Source organism: Bacteroidota bacterium (assembly GCA_017303975.1).
Taxonomy (GTDB): domain Bacteria; phylum Bacteroidota; class Bacteroidia; order JAFLBG01; family JAFLBG01; genus JAFLBG01.
Genome location: JAFLBG010000004.1, coordinates 83,613 through 100,572 on the forward strand (window position 1 = coordinate 83,613; position 16,960 = coordinate 100,572).

General features: G+C 36.0%; 13 protein-coding genes. 3 read left to right on the forward strand and 10 right to left on the reverse strand.

Features of this window, described 5'->3' with window-relative positions:
- Window positions 1-10 precede the first annotated feature (10 nt).
- The 10 genes from J0M08_02700 to rseP form a co-directional block, all read right to left on the reverse strand.
- Complete coding sequence (locus J0M08_02700; protein ID MBN8701943.1) at window positions 11-679, reverse strand: ABC transporter ATP-binding protein; 669 nt, start codon at window positions 677-679, stop codon at window positions 11-13.
- Window positions 679-1,944 (reverse strand): ABC transporter permease, encoded by a 1,266-nt coding sequence (locus J0M08_02705; GenBank protein MBN8701944.1) that lies wholly within the window; start codon window positions 1,942-1,944, stop codon window positions 679-681. The genes J0M08_02700 and J0M08_02705 overlap by 1 nt, the downstream gene beginning before the upstream one ends.
- Window positions 1,941-3,038 (reverse strand): efflux RND transporter periplasmic adaptor subunit, encoded by a 1,098-nt coding sequence (locus J0M08_02710; protein MBN8701945.1) that lies wholly within the window; start codon window positions 3,036-3,038, stop codon window positions 1,941-1,943. The genes J0M08_02705 and J0M08_02710 overlap by 4 nt, the downstream gene beginning before the upstream one ends.
- Window positions 3,038-6,406, reverse strand: a complete 3,369-nt coding sequence (locus tag J0M08_02715; GenBank protein MBN8701946.1) for an efflux RND transporter permease subunit — start codon at window positions 6,404-6,406, stop codon at window positions 3,038-3,040. The genes J0M08_02710 and J0M08_02715 overlap by 1 nt, the downstream gene beginning before the upstream one ends.
- Window positions 6,407-6,472: 66 nt before the next feature.
- Complete coding sequence (locus J0M08_02720) at window positions 6,473-7,588, reverse strand: efflux RND transporter periplasmic adaptor subunit (protein MBN8701947.1); 1,116 nt, start codon at window positions 7,586-7,588, stop codon at window positions 6,473-6,475.
- A gap of 42 nt (window positions 7,589-7,630) precedes the next feature.
- Complete coding sequence (locus J0M08_02725) at window positions 7,631-8,995, reverse strand: TolC family protein (GenBank protein MBN8701948.1); 1,365 nt, start codon at window positions 8,993-8,995, stop codon at window positions 7,631-7,633.
- An 18-nt stretch (window positions 8,996-9,013) separates the two neighbouring features.
- Complete coding sequence (locus J0M08_02730; GenBank protein ID MBN8701949.1) at window positions 9,014-9,634, reverse strand: TetR/AcrR family transcriptional regulator; 621 nt, start codon at window positions 9,632-9,634, stop codon at window positions 9,014-9,016.
- A 71-nt stretch (window positions 9,635-9,705) separates the two neighbouring features.
- On the reverse strand, window positions 9,706-10,557 hold the full coding sequence (locus J0M08_02735; protein MBN8701950.1) for a hypothetical protein: 852 nt from the start codon (window positions 10,555-10,557) through the stop codon (window positions 9,706-9,708).
- 15 nt (window positions 10,558-10,572) lie between these two features.
- On the reverse strand, window positions 10,573-10,959 hold the full coding sequence (locus J0M08_02740) for a hypothetical protein (protein ID MBN8701951.1): 387 nt from the start codon (window positions 10,957-10,959) through the stop codon (window positions 10,573-10,575).
- Window positions 10,960-10,971: 12 nt separating this feature from the next.
- Window positions 10,972-12,291, reverse strand: a complete 1,320-nt coding sequence (rseP, locus tag J0M08_02745) for an RIP metalloprotease RseP (protein ID MBN8701952.1) — start codon at window positions 12,289-12,291, stop codon at window positions 10,972-10,974.
- A gap of 163 nt (window positions 12,292-12,454) precedes the next feature.
- Here rseP and hemA point away from each other — a divergent pair, with 163 nt between their 5' ends.
- Genes hemA through J0M08_02760 form a run of 3 tightly spaced genes read left to right on the forward strand, consistent with a single transcriptional unit; the run spans window position 12,455 to window position 16,917 of the window.
- Window positions 12,455-13,693: a glutamyl-tRNA reductase gene (hemA, locus tag J0M08_02750; protein MBN8701953.1), complete on the forward strand. Its 1,239-nt coding sequence runs from the start codon at window positions 12,455-12,457 to the stop codon at window positions 13,691-13,693.
- Between the two features lie 25 nt (window positions 13,694-13,718).
- Entirely contained in the window at window positions 13,719-15,299 is a 1,581-nt protein-coding gene (gene hemC, locus J0M08_02755) for a hydroxymethylbilane synthase (protein ID MBN8701954.1), read from the forward strand.
- Between the two features lie 46 nt (window positions 15,300-15,345).
- Window positions 15,346-16,917 carry a glutamate--tRNA ligase gene (locus J0M08_02760; GenBank protein ID MBN8701955.1) on the forward strand — a complete coding sequence of 524 codons (1,572 nt, stop codon included), beginning with the start codon at window positions 15,346-15,348 and terminating at the stop codon, window positions 16,915-16,917.
- Window positions 16,918-16,960: the final 43 nt, after the last annotated feature.

Below are 16,960 nucleotides of genomic sequence, written 5' to 3' on the forward strand. Positions count from 1 at the left end.
TTTGTGTGTGTTACACCACTTTTCCATCACTCAATGTAATTATTCTATCTGTTTTGTTGGCAAACCCCATGTCGTGGGTAACAACTAGAATGGTTTGTTTGAATTCTTCTTTTAGTGTTTTAAATATATCGAATACCAAATCACTGTTTTTTGTATCTAAGTTTCCGGTGGGCTCATCACCCATAATGATGAGAGGGTCGTTAATAAGCGCTCGCGCAATAGCTACACGTTGCTGTTGTCCTCCGGATAATTTGTTTGCTTTTTTTAAGGCTTGATCTCTTAATCCGAGCATGTCAAGTTTTTGGTAGGCGCGTTCTTGTATTTCTGCTTCGGAATATTTTGCCAATTTTATAGCGGGTAATGAAACATTCTCTAACACTGTAAACTCGGGTAATAGATAATGAAACTGAAAAACGAATCCTATTTTTTGATTGCGAATTTCTGCCAATTCATTTTTATTTTTCTTACTTAAATCTTCTCCATCAAAAAAGATTTGTCCCTCGTAGTCTGTATCTAATGTACTTAGCACATAAAGTAATGTAGATTTTCCACTGCCCGAAGATCCAATAATAGAAACAAATTCTGACTGATCAATGCTAACATTAATAGAATTAAGGGCTTGAAAATCTACCGGATCTCTAAACCATTTACTTAAATTTCTTGTCTCAATTAATGCCATTATTTCCCTCTAATTATATCAATTGCATCTACTTTAGAAGCTTTTCTGGCTGGTAAATACCCAGCCACAGCAGTTACAACGATGCCAAAAACAAATGCGGTAATAAAAAAATAAGGAGAAGAATTAAAGGTGAGGTGGTCTGAAGATATAAACCCTTTTATATCCATTTTGATACTACCAATAATTTTTTGTAGTAAACCACCTAGTATAAGTCCTAGTATTCCACCAATAAAGCCTATTACCAGCGACTCGGTTAAAAATATTTTTCTAATGTCTTTGTCTTTATAACCAATTGCCTTTAAAATAGCTATGTCAGGCATTTTTTCATAAATAATCATTGTCAAAATATTGAAAATACCAAAACCGGAAACGACCAAAATGGAGGCAATTACCAAGTAGGTAACCATATTTTGTATTTTAAACACCCCAAATATGTTAGCGTTAGCGGTAACCCAGTCGGTAGCTTTGTATCCAAATTTTTCTTCGTAAAGCAGAGCGAGATGTTGTGCCTTGTCTATATTCTTTAGTTTAATATTAATGTCGGTAATGTAAGAACCATCCACATTAAGCAGCTTTTGAGCGTTTCTAATATTAATGTATGCTCGAGATTTGTCTACCTCTGTTAACCCGGACTTGTTAACACCAACAACTTTCATTTCTAGTGTAACACCGGTGGGAGAAATAACATACATGTTGTCATTTATTTTGGCGCCAAGCAATTCGGCCAATCCTTCACCTAAAATAATTCCATTATTAATGGTTTGTAGCTTAAGTATATTTCCTTGTGTCATGTACTTTTCTACATTAAACAGCATGTTTTCCTTAATAATATCAACACCAGCAACCCTTCCCGAAACTTGTGCTAAACCCAATTTGAATATTGCTTGAGATCCTAGAAAAGGCGATACCCCAATAACTTCAGGGTCTTTTTCAAGAATGGAAATAATTTGGTATCCATTTTTTATTTTAGGTTGTTCTTCTTTCGGTTTTTGATTTCGTACTACGATCCATTTGTTGGAAGCGGTATCTATTCTTGAAACAATAGAAGGTCTATTTTTGTTGGCTTCGTTATAGATTCTAATATTGGCAGTTGTATTTATTGTTTGGTCAATAAAAGTGCTTTGAAATCCTGACATTAAGCCGGCTTGAAAAATAAACATGGCAATGCCGAATGTTACTCCTAACATGGCAACTAATGTTTGTCGCTTTTTAGAAAGCAAGTGTGTAATAGCAATTCGGACTGTGGGCGATTTTGTATTTATCATTTTTTCTCCAACTCTGTATCTTCATCAATACCAGATAGAATCTCAACAAATTCCAAGTCTTCCGCACCTTTTGTAATTGTTATTAAATCCTTAGTGCCCCTTACTTTTACTTTATTGTTTTCAATAATAAATTCGCGGGGAATAACAAGTGCATTTTCTTTTCGTTCAATAATAATATTTGCCTCTACGGATAGTCCGGAGAATGCAGCAATATCGTTCTTTAATTGGATGGAGCCTATAACTTTAGATGTTTTATTACCTTGACTTATTCGTGGATACGCTTCAACAACAACGCCTTTGTATGTCTCATTTTTAAAGGCATCTATCAAATACACAATTTCTTGATTCTTCTTTACAAGACCGATGTCTGTTTCATCTACACTAAGCTCAACTTCAAAATTTTTATTGTCGCCAACCTCCATCAACACCAATTGCGAATTTGCTAAATCGCCCTCCTTTACTGCAATGTCATATACTCTTCCTTTTATAGTAGAGGAAATAATATAATCTCCTTTATTACTCAGTTGAGCTTCGTATTGAATTTTTGCATTTTCGTATTCTGTATATAATCTATCTTTTGTACTTAAAAAAGTGCTATAAGCCTTTAAATATGTCTGTTTAGAAACATCAAATGTTGTTTTGGCAATATCTAACTGTTGTTTGCTAATTGCATTTTCCTTAAAAAGATTGGAGTAACGAGCATAGTTGGTTGAGTCTAGCTCGTATTTTGTTTTGGCAGAGGCTACTTCTTGTTTAACAGAAGTTAACATGGGTGAATTTTCACTTACGTTTTTGCTTGCTAGTTCAAGTAGGTTTTTCGCAGTATTTACGTTGTAATCACTTATCTCACTTTTAATAGTAACCAAAGGTTGATTAACACCTACGGTATCACCTACCTTCACATGTATGTGTGCCACATAGCCGGGAAGTTTACTATATACTTTATAATGATTAATTGGAAATAACTTTCCGGAAGCATAAACGGCTTGTGTTAAGCTTTTGCGTATGGGTTTAGTAGAGTTAGTGTTATTTTTACACGAAGCAATAACAACAAGCAATGTGGCTACTAGTCCAATACGAATTAAGTTTTTCATTAGTTGAATTTAGATACTAGTTTCTGTTTAAGATTATACGAAATTAAATACATTACAGGTACCAAAATTAAGGTCAAGAAAGTTGCAAAACTTAATCCAAATATCATTGTCCATGATAAAGGACCCCAGAAAGCAACGTTATCTCCACCAAAATAAATGTGCGGATTAAACTCTGTAAAAATGGTAACAAAATCAATATTTAAACCAACAGCCAAAGGAATCAATCCTAGTATGGTAGCAGATGCTGTAAGTATAACTGGTGTCATACGTGTTCTGCCAGCTTCAACCAATGCATCCCTTACACTCATTCCTTGTTCTAGCATTAAATCTGTAAACTCTACCAACAGAATTCCATTTCTAACAACAATTCCTGCAAGCGCGATAATACCAACACCTGTCATTACAATAGACATTTCCATTCCTGTAATTCCTATTCCTAAAAATACTCCGATTATGCTAAAGAAAATTTCTGCTAGAATAATTATAGGTTTGCTTACGGAATTAAACTGTGTTACCAAAATTATTAGGATTAAGCCCAATGATACGAGCATAGCTGTTCCTAAGAAACTTGCTGTTTCTTTTTGCTCTTCTTGTTCTCCGGTCATTTGGATAGTTACTCCCTCCTTAGCTTTAAAGGAGCTAATGTTTTTCTGTATTGCAGCAACAACTTCGTTAGGGTTGTAATCACTCAATACATTTGATGAAAGAGAAATAATTCGTTTTTGATTTTTACGTTTAATTCCACCATACGTGTTTTCGTAACGTATATCCGCAAAAGATGAAAGTGGCACTTGGCGCAACATTCCTTGCATAGCAAAATCTTGGAATGTAATTTTCATATTTTTAATTTGCTCAATATTATTGCGCTGCTCTTCTTTGTATCTAACCTGAATAGGATATTCATCTTCATCATCTCTAAATTTAGAAGCTTTGTCTAATCCGAAAACGGCTTTTCTTATTTCCATTCCAACTTGCCCCATCGAAATACCTTCTCTATTAGCACGTTCACGGTTTATATCAAATACAATTTCCGGTTTGTTATTTTGAAAATCCGACTTTAATTCTTCAACACCATCAATTTGTAGCTTGTCTAAATATGTTTTTAGTTCAGTAGAAGTTTCCACAAGATCTTCTAAATTATCGCCTGTAATTTCAATATTAATTGGCTTGGGAACCGGTGGCCCTGCTTGTTCCGGAGCAACTGTAATTTCCGCTCCCGGAATACCTTTTACAGCATCACGTATTTTAGTTAAGTATTGTGCCGTAGAAACGCCTTTACGCTCTCCAAAAGGAACAAAAGCAACTGCAATTTTCCCTCTGTTTGCATATTGTCCTTGATCTTCGTCTTGAGGATCGGTTACGCCAATAGTAACATTTGCAATTATAGAAGATACAACAGCGTTTGGTTGTCCGTTTGGATATACAACAGAATTTACGCGTTTCTCTACTTCCTTTAATACATCATTCGTATAGGCTTGGTCTGTTCCAACAGGTAAGCTCAAATACACATACACAAAGTTTGGATCCGACTGTGGAAAGAATACAACTTTAGGTTTGCTAACTACAAAAATGAATAACGAAAGAAAAAATAATCCAATGGTATAAAACACCATTCTCCATGGTCTATTCAATGACCAATTTAAAAATTTTGTGTATCCGGTTACAAACTTAGGCCAAACTTTATTTTGAAAACTTGCTACCCACTTTACAAGCACATATTTATTGAGTAAATAAACCCCTAAGCAGAATAGTAAGAAATTACCCATTCCAAAATTTCCACTTAAGTAGAATAGCACTGCAAGTGCAATAAATATAATAGACACCACTTTATTTCCTCTTGTAAAACCATTATTCTTTGTATGGCTTTCATCGTGAGGTTTCATAAAGGATACTGCAAATACCGGATTAATTATGTACGCAACAAGCAACGATGCTGTAAGTGTTATAATTAGGGTAATAGGTAGATAAAACATGAACTCTCCAATTACACCATCCCAAAATGCAAGTGGTACAAATGGAGCTAACGTAGTGAGGGTTCCGGAGAGTACCGGGAGGAAAACCTCTCCGGCTGCCATTTTCGCAGCTTCTTTTATGTTTTTCTTTCCGTTATCAAAAATTCGGTGGGTATTTTCTATAACAACAATAGCATCATCAACTACAATTCCAAGGGCAAGTAATAATCCAAATAATACAATCATGTTCATGGTAAAGCCAATTGATGGCATAAACAAGAATGCTAAAAACATGGAAAGTGGAACAGATAGTGCAACAAATATAGCGTTGGTAGCACCCATGAAGAACATCAATATTATAGTTACCAAGATAAATCCTATTATAATTGTGTTAATTAAATCATGAAGTGTGATGCGTGTTTGATCCGATTGATCTCCTGTAATAACAACGGTAAGGTCTTTCGGTAGTTTGTCAGATTGCATCTCTTTAATCAATACACGAATCTTGTCTGAGGCATCTATCAAATTCTCTCCCGCTCTTTTTACTACGCTCAGCGTAATTACATTTTTTCCTCCCAATCGTGCATAACTGGCTTGCTCCTCAAATGCATCTTTAACATCCGCTATTTCTTTTAGGTAAATTGGAGATCCAACCGGAGAACGTATAATTATATTTTGAATTTCTTCAACACTTTTAAATTCCTTTTTTATGTTAATGGTTCTTCGCATTCCATCCATCTTTACTGTACCTCCTGAAATGGTAAGATTGCCGTAGCCGATAGCTCTTTCAACATCGCCAATAGAAATTTTTGCAGCTTGAATTTTGTACATATCCAAATTTATCTGAATCTCTCTATCTAGCGCTCCAATCATATCAACACGAGTAATTTCTTTCATTGATTCGATTTGGTCTTTAATTTGTTCGGAATAATTTTTTAGTTTATTCAAATCAAAATCGCCCGAAACGTTTACGTACATAATTGGCAATTCGGAAAGATTAATGTCAATCACATTTGGCTCTTGTGGCAAATCGGTTGGCAAATCGGCTTTTGCTTTATCTATCGCATCTTTTACTTTCTGTTTCGCAATTGGAATATCAACATCGGTGTTAAATTCAACTATTACATTCGAATAATCTTGGTAAGAATTACTTGTGATTTTCTTTACACCTGCAATAGACTTTACTTGCTTTTCAATAGGTTTAGTAACCAAGTTCTCCATATTAGCAGGAGATGTACCGGGATAAATAGTACTTACAAATATTTTAGGAATAACAATTTCCGGAAAATTTTCTTTCGGTAAATTATTATACGCCATTAATCCCGCAAGGGTAATAATTATTGTAAGTACGTATATAGCCGTTTTGTTATCAATCGACCAGCTAGACGGCTTAAACTCTTTTATAATATCTTTCATACAATTTAGTTTGCAGTTAAAACTTAGCAGTTTGCAAATTGCTAACTGTCAATTCCCAACTTATTTTTATAGTATCGCTTTCTCTACTTTTACCGGCTCGCCTTCATTTAAGTCTTGGTATCCACCAGTTATCAGCTTGTCCGAAGCTTTTAAGCCCGATAAAATTTCAGCTTTCCCATTATACATTTTCCCTGTTTTCACAAGAACCTTTTTTGCTTTATTGCCCTCTTCAATAAAAACAAAATCTCCTTCGTTTGCATGTTGAATAACTTTTACCGGAACTACGATGGCGTTATTATTAGAGTAGTCAACTATTTTAAGAATACTTACCATGTTTGGATGATACTCTCTTTTGTTGTCTAAATTTACTTGTACCTCAAAAGTTCTATTTACTGCATTAATTACCTTTGCGCTAAACGTAACGCTTGTCTTAATAGTGTCTTGCATATCAGGAAAAATAACCATTACGGGATTTCCCTTCTTTACTCTGCTAGCGTAGGTTTCCGGAACATCTGCTTCTACTTTTAAATTGCTAAAATTAACAACTCGCACAATAGGGTACCCGGGAGCAGCTATTTGTCCTATTTTTGTATCAACCGCATCTACAACTCCATTTATAGGCGATTTAACTCTGGACATTTCTAGCTGTTCATTTAGTGTCGCCAATTTTTTTTCTAAACTTTCTTTTTGATTTTTTGCAGATAAAAACTGTATCTCGGTTCCAATTTTTTGGTCCCACAGATTTTTTTGTTTTTCATAAACGATAGTTGCAAGCTCCAATCCGTTTTTTAATTCAGCAATTCCATTTACAATCATTTTGTTATCAAGCTCTACTAGAATTTGACCTACAGACACTTCGTCTCCAACCTTAACATAGATGCGCTCTACAGAGCCTCCCATTTCAGGACTTAGGGATACATTTTCATCGGCATCAACTTTCCCTTGCACTTCAATATAGTTTAGAAAAGTATCTTGCTTAATAGATTCAACACTAACAGTTTTAATTTTTTCGTTTGATATCGAACTGGTATCTGTGCTAGCAATTTCAGATTCTAGTTTTTCTATCTGAGATTTTAGCTCAATAGCTTGTTTTTTTAATGCCTCCAACTCTGCCTTTTTATCGGGAGATGAGCAGCTTATAATACCTGTTGCGAGTAGCACAACAACGAATAACTTTTGCATAGTATATTTATTTGAGTTCATATAATTCTCTTTATTTTATGTTTATTTTACTAGTCCTCCAATAGCTTTATCAAAATCTATTTTAGCTACAAGAGCGTCAAATAGTGCATTGTAATAATTTGTTTGCGATTCTTTTAGTGATGTTTCAGCAGTTAGCACCTCTAGGTTGGAGCCAACACCTTGTTCGTATTTCAATTTAGAAACACGATAAACTTCTTCGGCTAGTTCTATATTTTTTTTCTGCATATCTAGTGTGGCGGTTGCATTTTGCAAATTCGTCTTGCTGCTTGCTAGTTCTAAATCAATAGACTGCTCCATAAATTGCAAGTTATTGTTTGCTTTGGCTACTTCAATTTTAGCTTGTTGAATTTTATAATGTTTTTGTAGCCCACTAAATATGGGAACATTAACAGTTCCACCTACTAGGATAGTTGGATACCAGCCCATTTTTGTATCAAACACATCAAATTTATTTCCCATTCTATTGGCACTTGCATTTCCATACAAGAAAATACTTGGCATGTGCGCGAATCTTTCGCTTTTTAGTTTAAGCTCTGCTGATTTGCGCTGTGACTCGAACAACGAGTATTCTATGCGAGAAGAGTAATTAAACTTTTCGTTAGCAATAGTAGTGGTTGGCTGAAATTTAATATCCGATATTTTTTCGGTTAGTGTAAGTTGTACACTTTGGTTCATTCCCATTTGGTACTTTAGTAAATGGGTTGATAATTCTAGCAAACGTTTGATTTTTTCTTTCTCAACAACTAAATTATTATAAGCCACAGTTATTCTATCCAAATCTATTTTCTCTACAAACCCATTGTCATTTAAGGCTTTTGTGTCGTCTGCCAATTTTTTTATGCGCTCTACGTTAGCATCTAATAATTTCATGCGCTCATCATTTACCAATACAGAATAGTACGCCTTAGCCACTGCTGTTGCAGCTTCTATCTGTGTTCTTTTAATAGCTTTTTGAGATAATTCTACATACGTTTTGGATGCTTGTAAGCCTACAATATAAGTTCCATCAAATAGTAGTTGCGATGCCGTAACGCCCGCAGCAGTATTGTATTTTGTGCCAAACTGCACAGCAGCAAAGGATCCTGGAGGGCCACCAAAAAAATCTGCTGGTACTAACTGTGTAGGAATTTCAATGAAGTATTTAGAGTCGAAACTTCCACTGATTTGAGGAAGTCCAATTCCGGTAATTTCCTTCACCTTGTTTTTTGCTATTTGCTCATCTAACAATGCATTGGCAACATCCGTTTTGTTTTTTAACGCATAGTCAATTGCTTGTTGTAAGTTGAACGAAAAAGTCTCCTTGGTTGGAGTAGCTTGTTGTGCCTTGGTTTCAAAGATGCTTACAATAAGCAAGAGCACTAGTGTACGCACATATATTTTGTTCATAGAGTAGGTATTTTATTTTTATTCTTCTTCAATTATTTCTTTGTATTTATTAATTAGCTTGTGTCCTTTAATGGTGTATATTCCATGCAAAAAATGGTCGGTTAGCGCCAATTGTACTTGTAATGTTTGAAATTGATCTGGCGGGAATAGATCCATGTTAAAAGCCATCTCTATTTCATGAATACGCAACCTAGACAAGACTTTAGAATCAACATCAACCCGAACCAAACCTTGTTTCTTCCCTTTCTCAATAGAATCCTCAACCATCTTTTCTACGCATTTCTTTTTAAAGTCATCCAGCAACTTCCAAGATTGCGGGTGGTATTTTTGAATATCGTAAAATAAATTAGGGTTAATGGAGCTAAACATTTTAGTCATATGCTTCATCATCTCCATCACTTCCTCAATTACATTGTTCGATTCTTTTTTTATACACTCTATGTCGCGCTGATCACTTGCTAACGTGTGTTTCATTAGCATGTGCACAACCTCGTTTTTATCTTTAAAATATTGATAGATGGTTTTTTTGGACATGCCTAAATGCTTGGCAATATCATCCATGGTAATACTTTTGATTCCATGACGAAAAAACAATTCTTTTGCTCCGGCTAAAATTTTATGTGTTGTTTCGTTCTCCATTTACGGAACAAAACTATGGAAACTATTTTTGATTTCAAAGTTTCCATTAAAAGAATTCTAAAAATGCAGTATTATCGAACTTTTTGAGACTTACTCTTTTCTTGCTGCTTCTTTTTTAGCTCATCCGGAATAAGCGAAGTTTCTATAGAATTGGAAAGTTGACGTCCAATTTCCGAGAAATGATTTTTTGCAATTTTTTCCGGGTCGTTTAGATTGGATGAAAAAGAGGTGTTTGCCGTTCCAAAATTTAAGTAATTCCCTTTGGTATCGAACACAGAAAAGTGTACTGTAACATCTCGACTATAGCTATCGGTATTAATATCAAAACTTTCGGGATTGCTGCGAATGTCTAATTCGTTTATAAAAACAAAAACAGTTGCGTTGTATTTATTAGCGAGATAAGTAAGTATTTCTTTGTTTTGTATTTCAGCATTCATAAACTTCTTTTGCTGGTTAACCTCAACCTGCAATTGGCCGTTTACAATTTTGGGCTTGTTATCTGATTTTTGTGGTTTGGTGTTCTTTTTGGTTGTGTTGTCTGCCGGAGCTAAATCATAGGAGTAGCCTATGTTTTCATGCACATACGCAACATCTTTTTTGTTTTTCAGCGAATCCATTAATAGCGAATACACATTAAATTTTTTCTTCAGTGCAAAATAAATTTCTTCATCAACTCCCGCCCGCATTGCATTCCGCACTTGATAAAAATTCATGTTATTGGTTGTTCCAATTTTTTTATCTACATCCGACAAGTACATTTTAGGGTCGAACGGAATGATTAGAAGTTTTTCTTTTCTTAAAATAGCCTCAATACTCATCATATCGTCCTGTGTTTTGGATGGATTGATGGTAGTGTTTTGAGAAAAGAAGCTACTGTTTGCTAGTAGTATAATTGCAGATAGAAGTAGGTGTTTCACACGCATGTTTTTAATTAAAATCTACTTTTGTTCAGAAACGGGAACGGCTTTACTAAAAAGTGTTGAGCCGTTTACACTTTTTATATCCACCGGCAATCCTGACGATCCGGTAGAATACCCATTTATTTCTTTGATGTTTACCGGGATTGCGCTGCTGTTTTTTAGTTGCACCGAAATTTCATCATTGGTGCTCCAGTCTGTAATTTTTGTTTTTACTTCATCACTTGTGCTCCAGCCTACCACGCGCACATCCATTGTATTTGCCGAATTCATATTTACCCAACGACCAGTTGTGGTTTCCTTTGAGGCAGAAACACTAGGTATTAGCTCTATGTTTTTTAGTGCAATGATGCTTAATGCGATTGCAATAACCGTTAAAATGAATTTAGTATATCCGTCAATCCTCATCAGTATAAAAATTTATTTAGTAAATAGTCGAATGATGTCGTTACCATTGGCATACAACAATAATGCCAAAAGAAGTATCATTCCTGCGTATTGGGCATATTCCAATACTTTTTCGTGCGGCTTACGTCCCGTAATAACTTCATACAACAAGAACATTACGTGTCCGCCATCTAGCGCAGGAATTGGTAGAATATTCATAAATGCTAATACGATAGATAGAAATGCGGTAAATGTCCAAAAGCGTTGCCAATTCCACACCGTATCGTATGCTTTTCCAATAGAAATAAATCCTCCCAAGGATTGGTGAGCGTCTTTGGTGGTAAATAATACTTTAAATTGTTTTACATATCCATCTATGGTTTCAATGCCTCTTTTTAATCCAGCAGGAAATGCTTCAAAAAAGCCATACTTGCGCACATTAAATTCCATATAGTCGCTTGCAGGCTTGGGCGAAAATCCTAACATTCCCGCTTCGTTCACATTGGCGGTAAGCGTATCAAATATCGTGTTGCGCTCTACAACTAATTGTACTTCTTTGTTTTTATTGGCACGCAGGTTTTTAACTACATCTTGAAAATATTTGGCACTATTTCCATTTATGGAAACCATCTTGTCGCCCTTTAGTAATCCAGCTTTCAGTGCTTGACTTTCCGGCAATACAGAATCAATTACACACGGGAAACGTACATCTAAAAATCCATTTTTCCCTTTTATAAGAGAAGCAAAAATTTCTTCTTTCATCTCTACATCCATCTTAAAGCCCTCACGCTCTACCTGCACGGTTTTAGCTTTATTCAGAAGTATTTCGATCGTTATTTTATTAAAATCGGTTACAGGATTGTTATCCACAGATAGTATTTTATCGCCATCTCTAAATCCTGCTTGCAGCGCCAACGAATCGCAAGCAATACCGTATTTTACATTTGCATTGGGCAGATATTTTTCGCCCCAAACAAATGCAACCATTGCGTAAATAAGAATACCTAAAATTAAATTCACCGTAACCCCACCTACCATTATTATCAAACGTTGCCATGCCGGTTTTGCTCTAAATTCCCAAGGTTGCGGAGGTAGCTTCATTTGCTCTTTATCCATCGACTCGTCAATCATTCCTGATATTTTTACATATCCGCCCAGCGGTAGCCAGCCAATACCATATTCGGTATCGCCTTTTTTAAATTTAAACAGTGAAAACCATGGATCGAAGAATAAATAAAATTTTTCTACCCGTGTCTTAAATAAACGTGCAGGTATAAAATGCCCCATCTCGTGCAACACCACTAGTATAGAGAGACTTAGGATTAATTGTAAGGCTTGTGTTAGAACTTCCATAAATATCTAAAATAGCCTTAAATATACTAAATACATGATACTTATTTGTTTTTGGCCCCGGCAAAACTGATTTTGGTTGGTTTTTCTAGTGCTTGTGGGCTTTATGACAATTTAATGACAATCTTTTTTAGGGTTCATTGCATTTTTACGGTGTTAATTACTTGTGGATAAACTTAAACTAATAGCATTTACGCATAAAAACTATCCGGGCGAAGAACTTGGAAAGTTGCATATTGAAGATACCGAAGCGCAAGAAAAACTTACGCAATTGAAAGTATCTCTTCAATTGGATGAATTATTGTTTATTTCAACCTGTAATCGGGTCGAATTTTTGTTTTCTACAGAAGAAGAGTTAACAGCTTCGTTTGTAAAAAAATTCATTTCTACTTTTTACGAGAACCTTGATGCGCACACGCAAGCAAAATTGAGCAAGTTGGCGTTGTGCTTAGAAAACGAGGATGCTCTTAGGCATTTATTTTCGGTAGCATCTTCCTTAGATTCGTTGGTGGTGGGAGAGCGTGAAATAATTACGCAAGTGCGAAGTGCATACGAACAATGCAAAAAGATGGGATTGACAGGTGATTCGATTCGGTTGGTTGTTCAAAAAACAATTGAGAACGCAAAAGAAGTTTACACCAAAACAAACATTGCTAGAAACCCGGTATCTGTGGTGTCTCTAGCGTATCGTAAATTGCGCGAACTGAACTGCAAATTGGATTCACGCATATTAATTATTGGCAGTGGTGTTACAAATACAGCTATGGCGCAGTATTTAAAAAAGCATGGCTTCAAAAATTTTACAGTTTATAATAGAACCCTTGCCAACGCAGAGAATTTAGCAACTGATTTGAGCGGAAAAGCGTTTGCCCTTTCCGATTTAAAAAATCACACTACCGGATTTGATGTATTGGTAGTATGTACAGGAGCTACGCAAGCAATTATTACTCCCGAGCTATACACCACTTTAGTAGCAAACGAAACCGGCAAAAAAGTAATTGTTGATTTGGCAATGCCGCACAATGTAGAAGACGCTGTGGTTAAAGCGTTCCCAACAAATTATATTTCTATAGCCGAATTAAAAGACATTGCAGAAAAGAATCTACAAGAGCGCGTAAGTGAATTGAAATCGTGCGAACAGATTATAGAAAATAATATTGCCGCCTTTAAAGAAGGCTATCGTGCCAGAAGAGTAGAAAGAGCTATGGGTTTTGTGCCTCAAAAAGTAAAGGAAATAAAAGAGACGGCACTCAACGAAGTTTTTGCAAAAGATATTGAACAACTAGACGAAAAGTCGAAAGAAACCCTTGATAAGGTGTTGAATTATTTTGAAAAAAAATACATCAGCGTTCCAATGAAAATGGCTAGAGAGATTATCTTAGAAGAGATACAGGCCAATAAATAGTATTTATCTGCACCCGATACATTAAATGAAAGCTCCCAAAATAATCATAGGTTCAAGAGGTAGTGATTTAGCGTTGTGGCAGGCCAATTTTATTTTGAAGAAGCTAGAAGAGGCCGGTGTAATCGCAGAAATTAAAATCATTAAAACCAAAGGTGATAAAATTCAAGACTTATCATTTGATAAAATCGAAGGAAAGGGTTTTTTTACCAAAGAACTGGAAGATGCCTTATTGAACAATGAGATTGATTTAGCGGTTCATTCATGCAAAGATTTACCAACCGCATCGCCTAAAGGGCTTTCTATTGTTGGGTATTCATACCGAGAAAATCCCGCTGATTTATTATTAATCAACAAGGAGGCGGTTGATGAAAAACAAAAATTCAATTTAAAAAAAGAAGCCGTTGTTGGCACTTCATCATCTAGAAGAAAGTCGCAATTGCTTGCATTTAGGGGTGACTGTAAGATTGAGGATTTAAGAGGAAATGTTCCAACACGCATTCAAAAATTAAGAGAAAAAAAATACGATGCCATACTTCTTGCTGCTGCAGGCATAGAGCGATTGAATATTGATTTAACCGATGTGTGGGTAGAAGAGCTTTCGCCTAAAGAGTATATTCCCGCAGCTGCGCAAGGTGTGTTGGCCTTGCAAACCAGAAGCAATGATAAAGATCTTATTGCTATTGTTCGGAATAAAATTAACGAACCAGAAGTAGAAGATATTGTGAGTATAGAGCGAGAATTGCTGGCCTTGTTTGACGGTGGGTGCCAAATTCCTTTAGGAATTTTTGCTGAAAAATTCGAGAATGAACACGAAGAGCTTATATACTGCGTACGAGTAGCGCATTCAAAAACATGGGACGCAACACCGGCTTATTATTATTACGAATCTAAGAAGCGAGAGAATTTTTCGGATCGTTTTATGGATAAAATAAAATCCATAAAACCGGTTTCCGTTTTTATTACAAGAGATGTTAACGAAAAAGGATTGTTCTATAAATCCTTGTCAGCAAAAGGATTTACGGTGCAGGGGCGAGCATTGATTGATATTAAAAAAATCCCTCTTCGTCCTACACCACCTACTGAATGGATATTTTTCTCTAGCAAAAATGCCGTAAAATATTTTTTTGACCAAAAGCCTCAATTGGCATCGGATGTACGATATGCTGTAGTAGGCAAAGGTACGGGAGATGAATTAAAAAAATACGGTAAACGTGCTGAATTTATTGGCTATTCAACAGATACACGTTTAACCGGCAAACAATTTGCTGCGTTGGTAGGCAGCAGAAAAGTACTATTCCCACAAGCAAAGGGAAGTTTTAAAACAATACAAAAACAATTTACCAAACCCGGACAAGCTATTGATTTGATTGTGTACGAAAGTATTAAACGAAACGAAGAAGAAATCCCAAATGCGGATATCCTTGTATTTACAAGCCCTTCCAATGTAGAAGCCTTTTTCGAAAAACACAAAATAAAAGAAAATCAAAAAGTAATTGCTATGGGTGATGCAACAGCCAATGCGCTAAAGGAACACCGAGTAGTTATAAACAAAAAGCCGGCAACGTTTGATGATATAGGTCTAGTGCAATCTGTGTTGGGTGTTTAGGGGATATCCCTTTAAAATTATACATTTACTTTCATTTTAAATTACTATGGAAAACAGAAGAGTTCGTGTTCGTTTTGCACCAAGCCCAACAGGTGGTTTACACATGGGTGGTGTGCGCACTGCGTTGTTTAATTATTTATTTGCAAAAAAACACGGAGGCGATTTTCTACTTCGTATCGAAGATACCGATCAAACCCGCTATGTAGAAGGCGCGGAGGAATATATAGTTGCAGCTCTTACTTGGACAGGAATTAAAATTGACGAAGGAGTAAGCGTTGGAGGGCCTTATGCTCCTTACCGTCAGTCGGAGCGAAAAGAATTGGGAGTCTATAAAAAATATGCAGATCAGCTAATTGCAAGTGGTCATGCTTATTATGCATTTGATACAGCCGAGGAGTTAGATGCAATGCGCAAACGCTTGGAAGCGGCTAAGGTAGCTGCTCCGCAATACAATGCGGTAAGCAGGCAAACCATGAAAAATTCGTTGACATTATCCGAGGACGAAACTAAAAAACTATTAGATGCCGGAACTCCTTATGTAGTGCGCTTAAAAGTGCCCCGCAGCGAAGAAATTCGTTTTCACGATATCATTCGTGGATGGGTGGTTGTTAATTCGGCACAGGTAGATGATAAGGTATTATTAAAATCTGATGGTATGCCAACCTACCATTTGGCGCACATTGTAGATGATTATGAAATGAAAATTTCTCACGCTATTCGTGGGGAGGAATGGTTGCCTTCCGCGCCTGCGCATATTCTTATTTATCGTTATTTAGGATTAGAAGATGTAATGCCTCAATACGCCCATTTACCGCTTATTTTGAAGCCTGATGGGAAAGGAAAACTTTCTAAAAGAGATAAGTCCGGATTGCCAATGTTTCCGCTTAATTGGCACGATAAGTCAACCGATGAACATTATGTAGGTTACAGAGAGATTGGTTATTTTCCTCAAGCATTTGCGAATATGCTTGCACTAATTGGATGGAATCCGGGCACTACGCAAGAAATTTTTTCTATGCAAGAATTGTGTGATGCATTTTCATTAGAGCGAGTAAACAAAGCGGGTGCGAAGTTTGATCCAGATAAAACCAAATGGTTTAATCAGCAATATTTGCGAATGCAATCGGATGCTGAATTAGCAGCATTGTTTCTTCCAATTTTAAAAGAAAAGATAAAAACAATTCCTGCAGAGGAACAACCTAAGGCAGAGCAATTGAGCAACAACAAACATTTTGTAGAACAAGTATGTAGGTTGGTAAAGGAAAAGTCACATTTTGTTTCTGAGTTTTGGGATTTTGGTAGTTACTTTTTTATGTTGCCTGCGCAATACGATGCCGAAGTTGTTAAGAAAAGAGCGACTCCCCAAACAATAGGATTTGTGGGCGAAATGAGAACAGCCTATGCATCATTAACAGGCTTTTCTGCAGTAGCAACAGAACAATTATTTAAACAAGTAGCCGAAAAGGTTGGTGTTGGGCCGGGACAAGTAATGCAATTATTTAGAGTGTGTATTAGTGGCGCAGCCGGTGGTCCTGCATTGTTTGAGATGATGGAATTGCTAGGTAAAGAAGAAGTCTTGAAACGCTTAGATAAAGCACTGTCCAGCCTGTCGAATTAATAAAAAAAAGAGCACGAGTGATTTTAAAATTTCACTCGTGCTC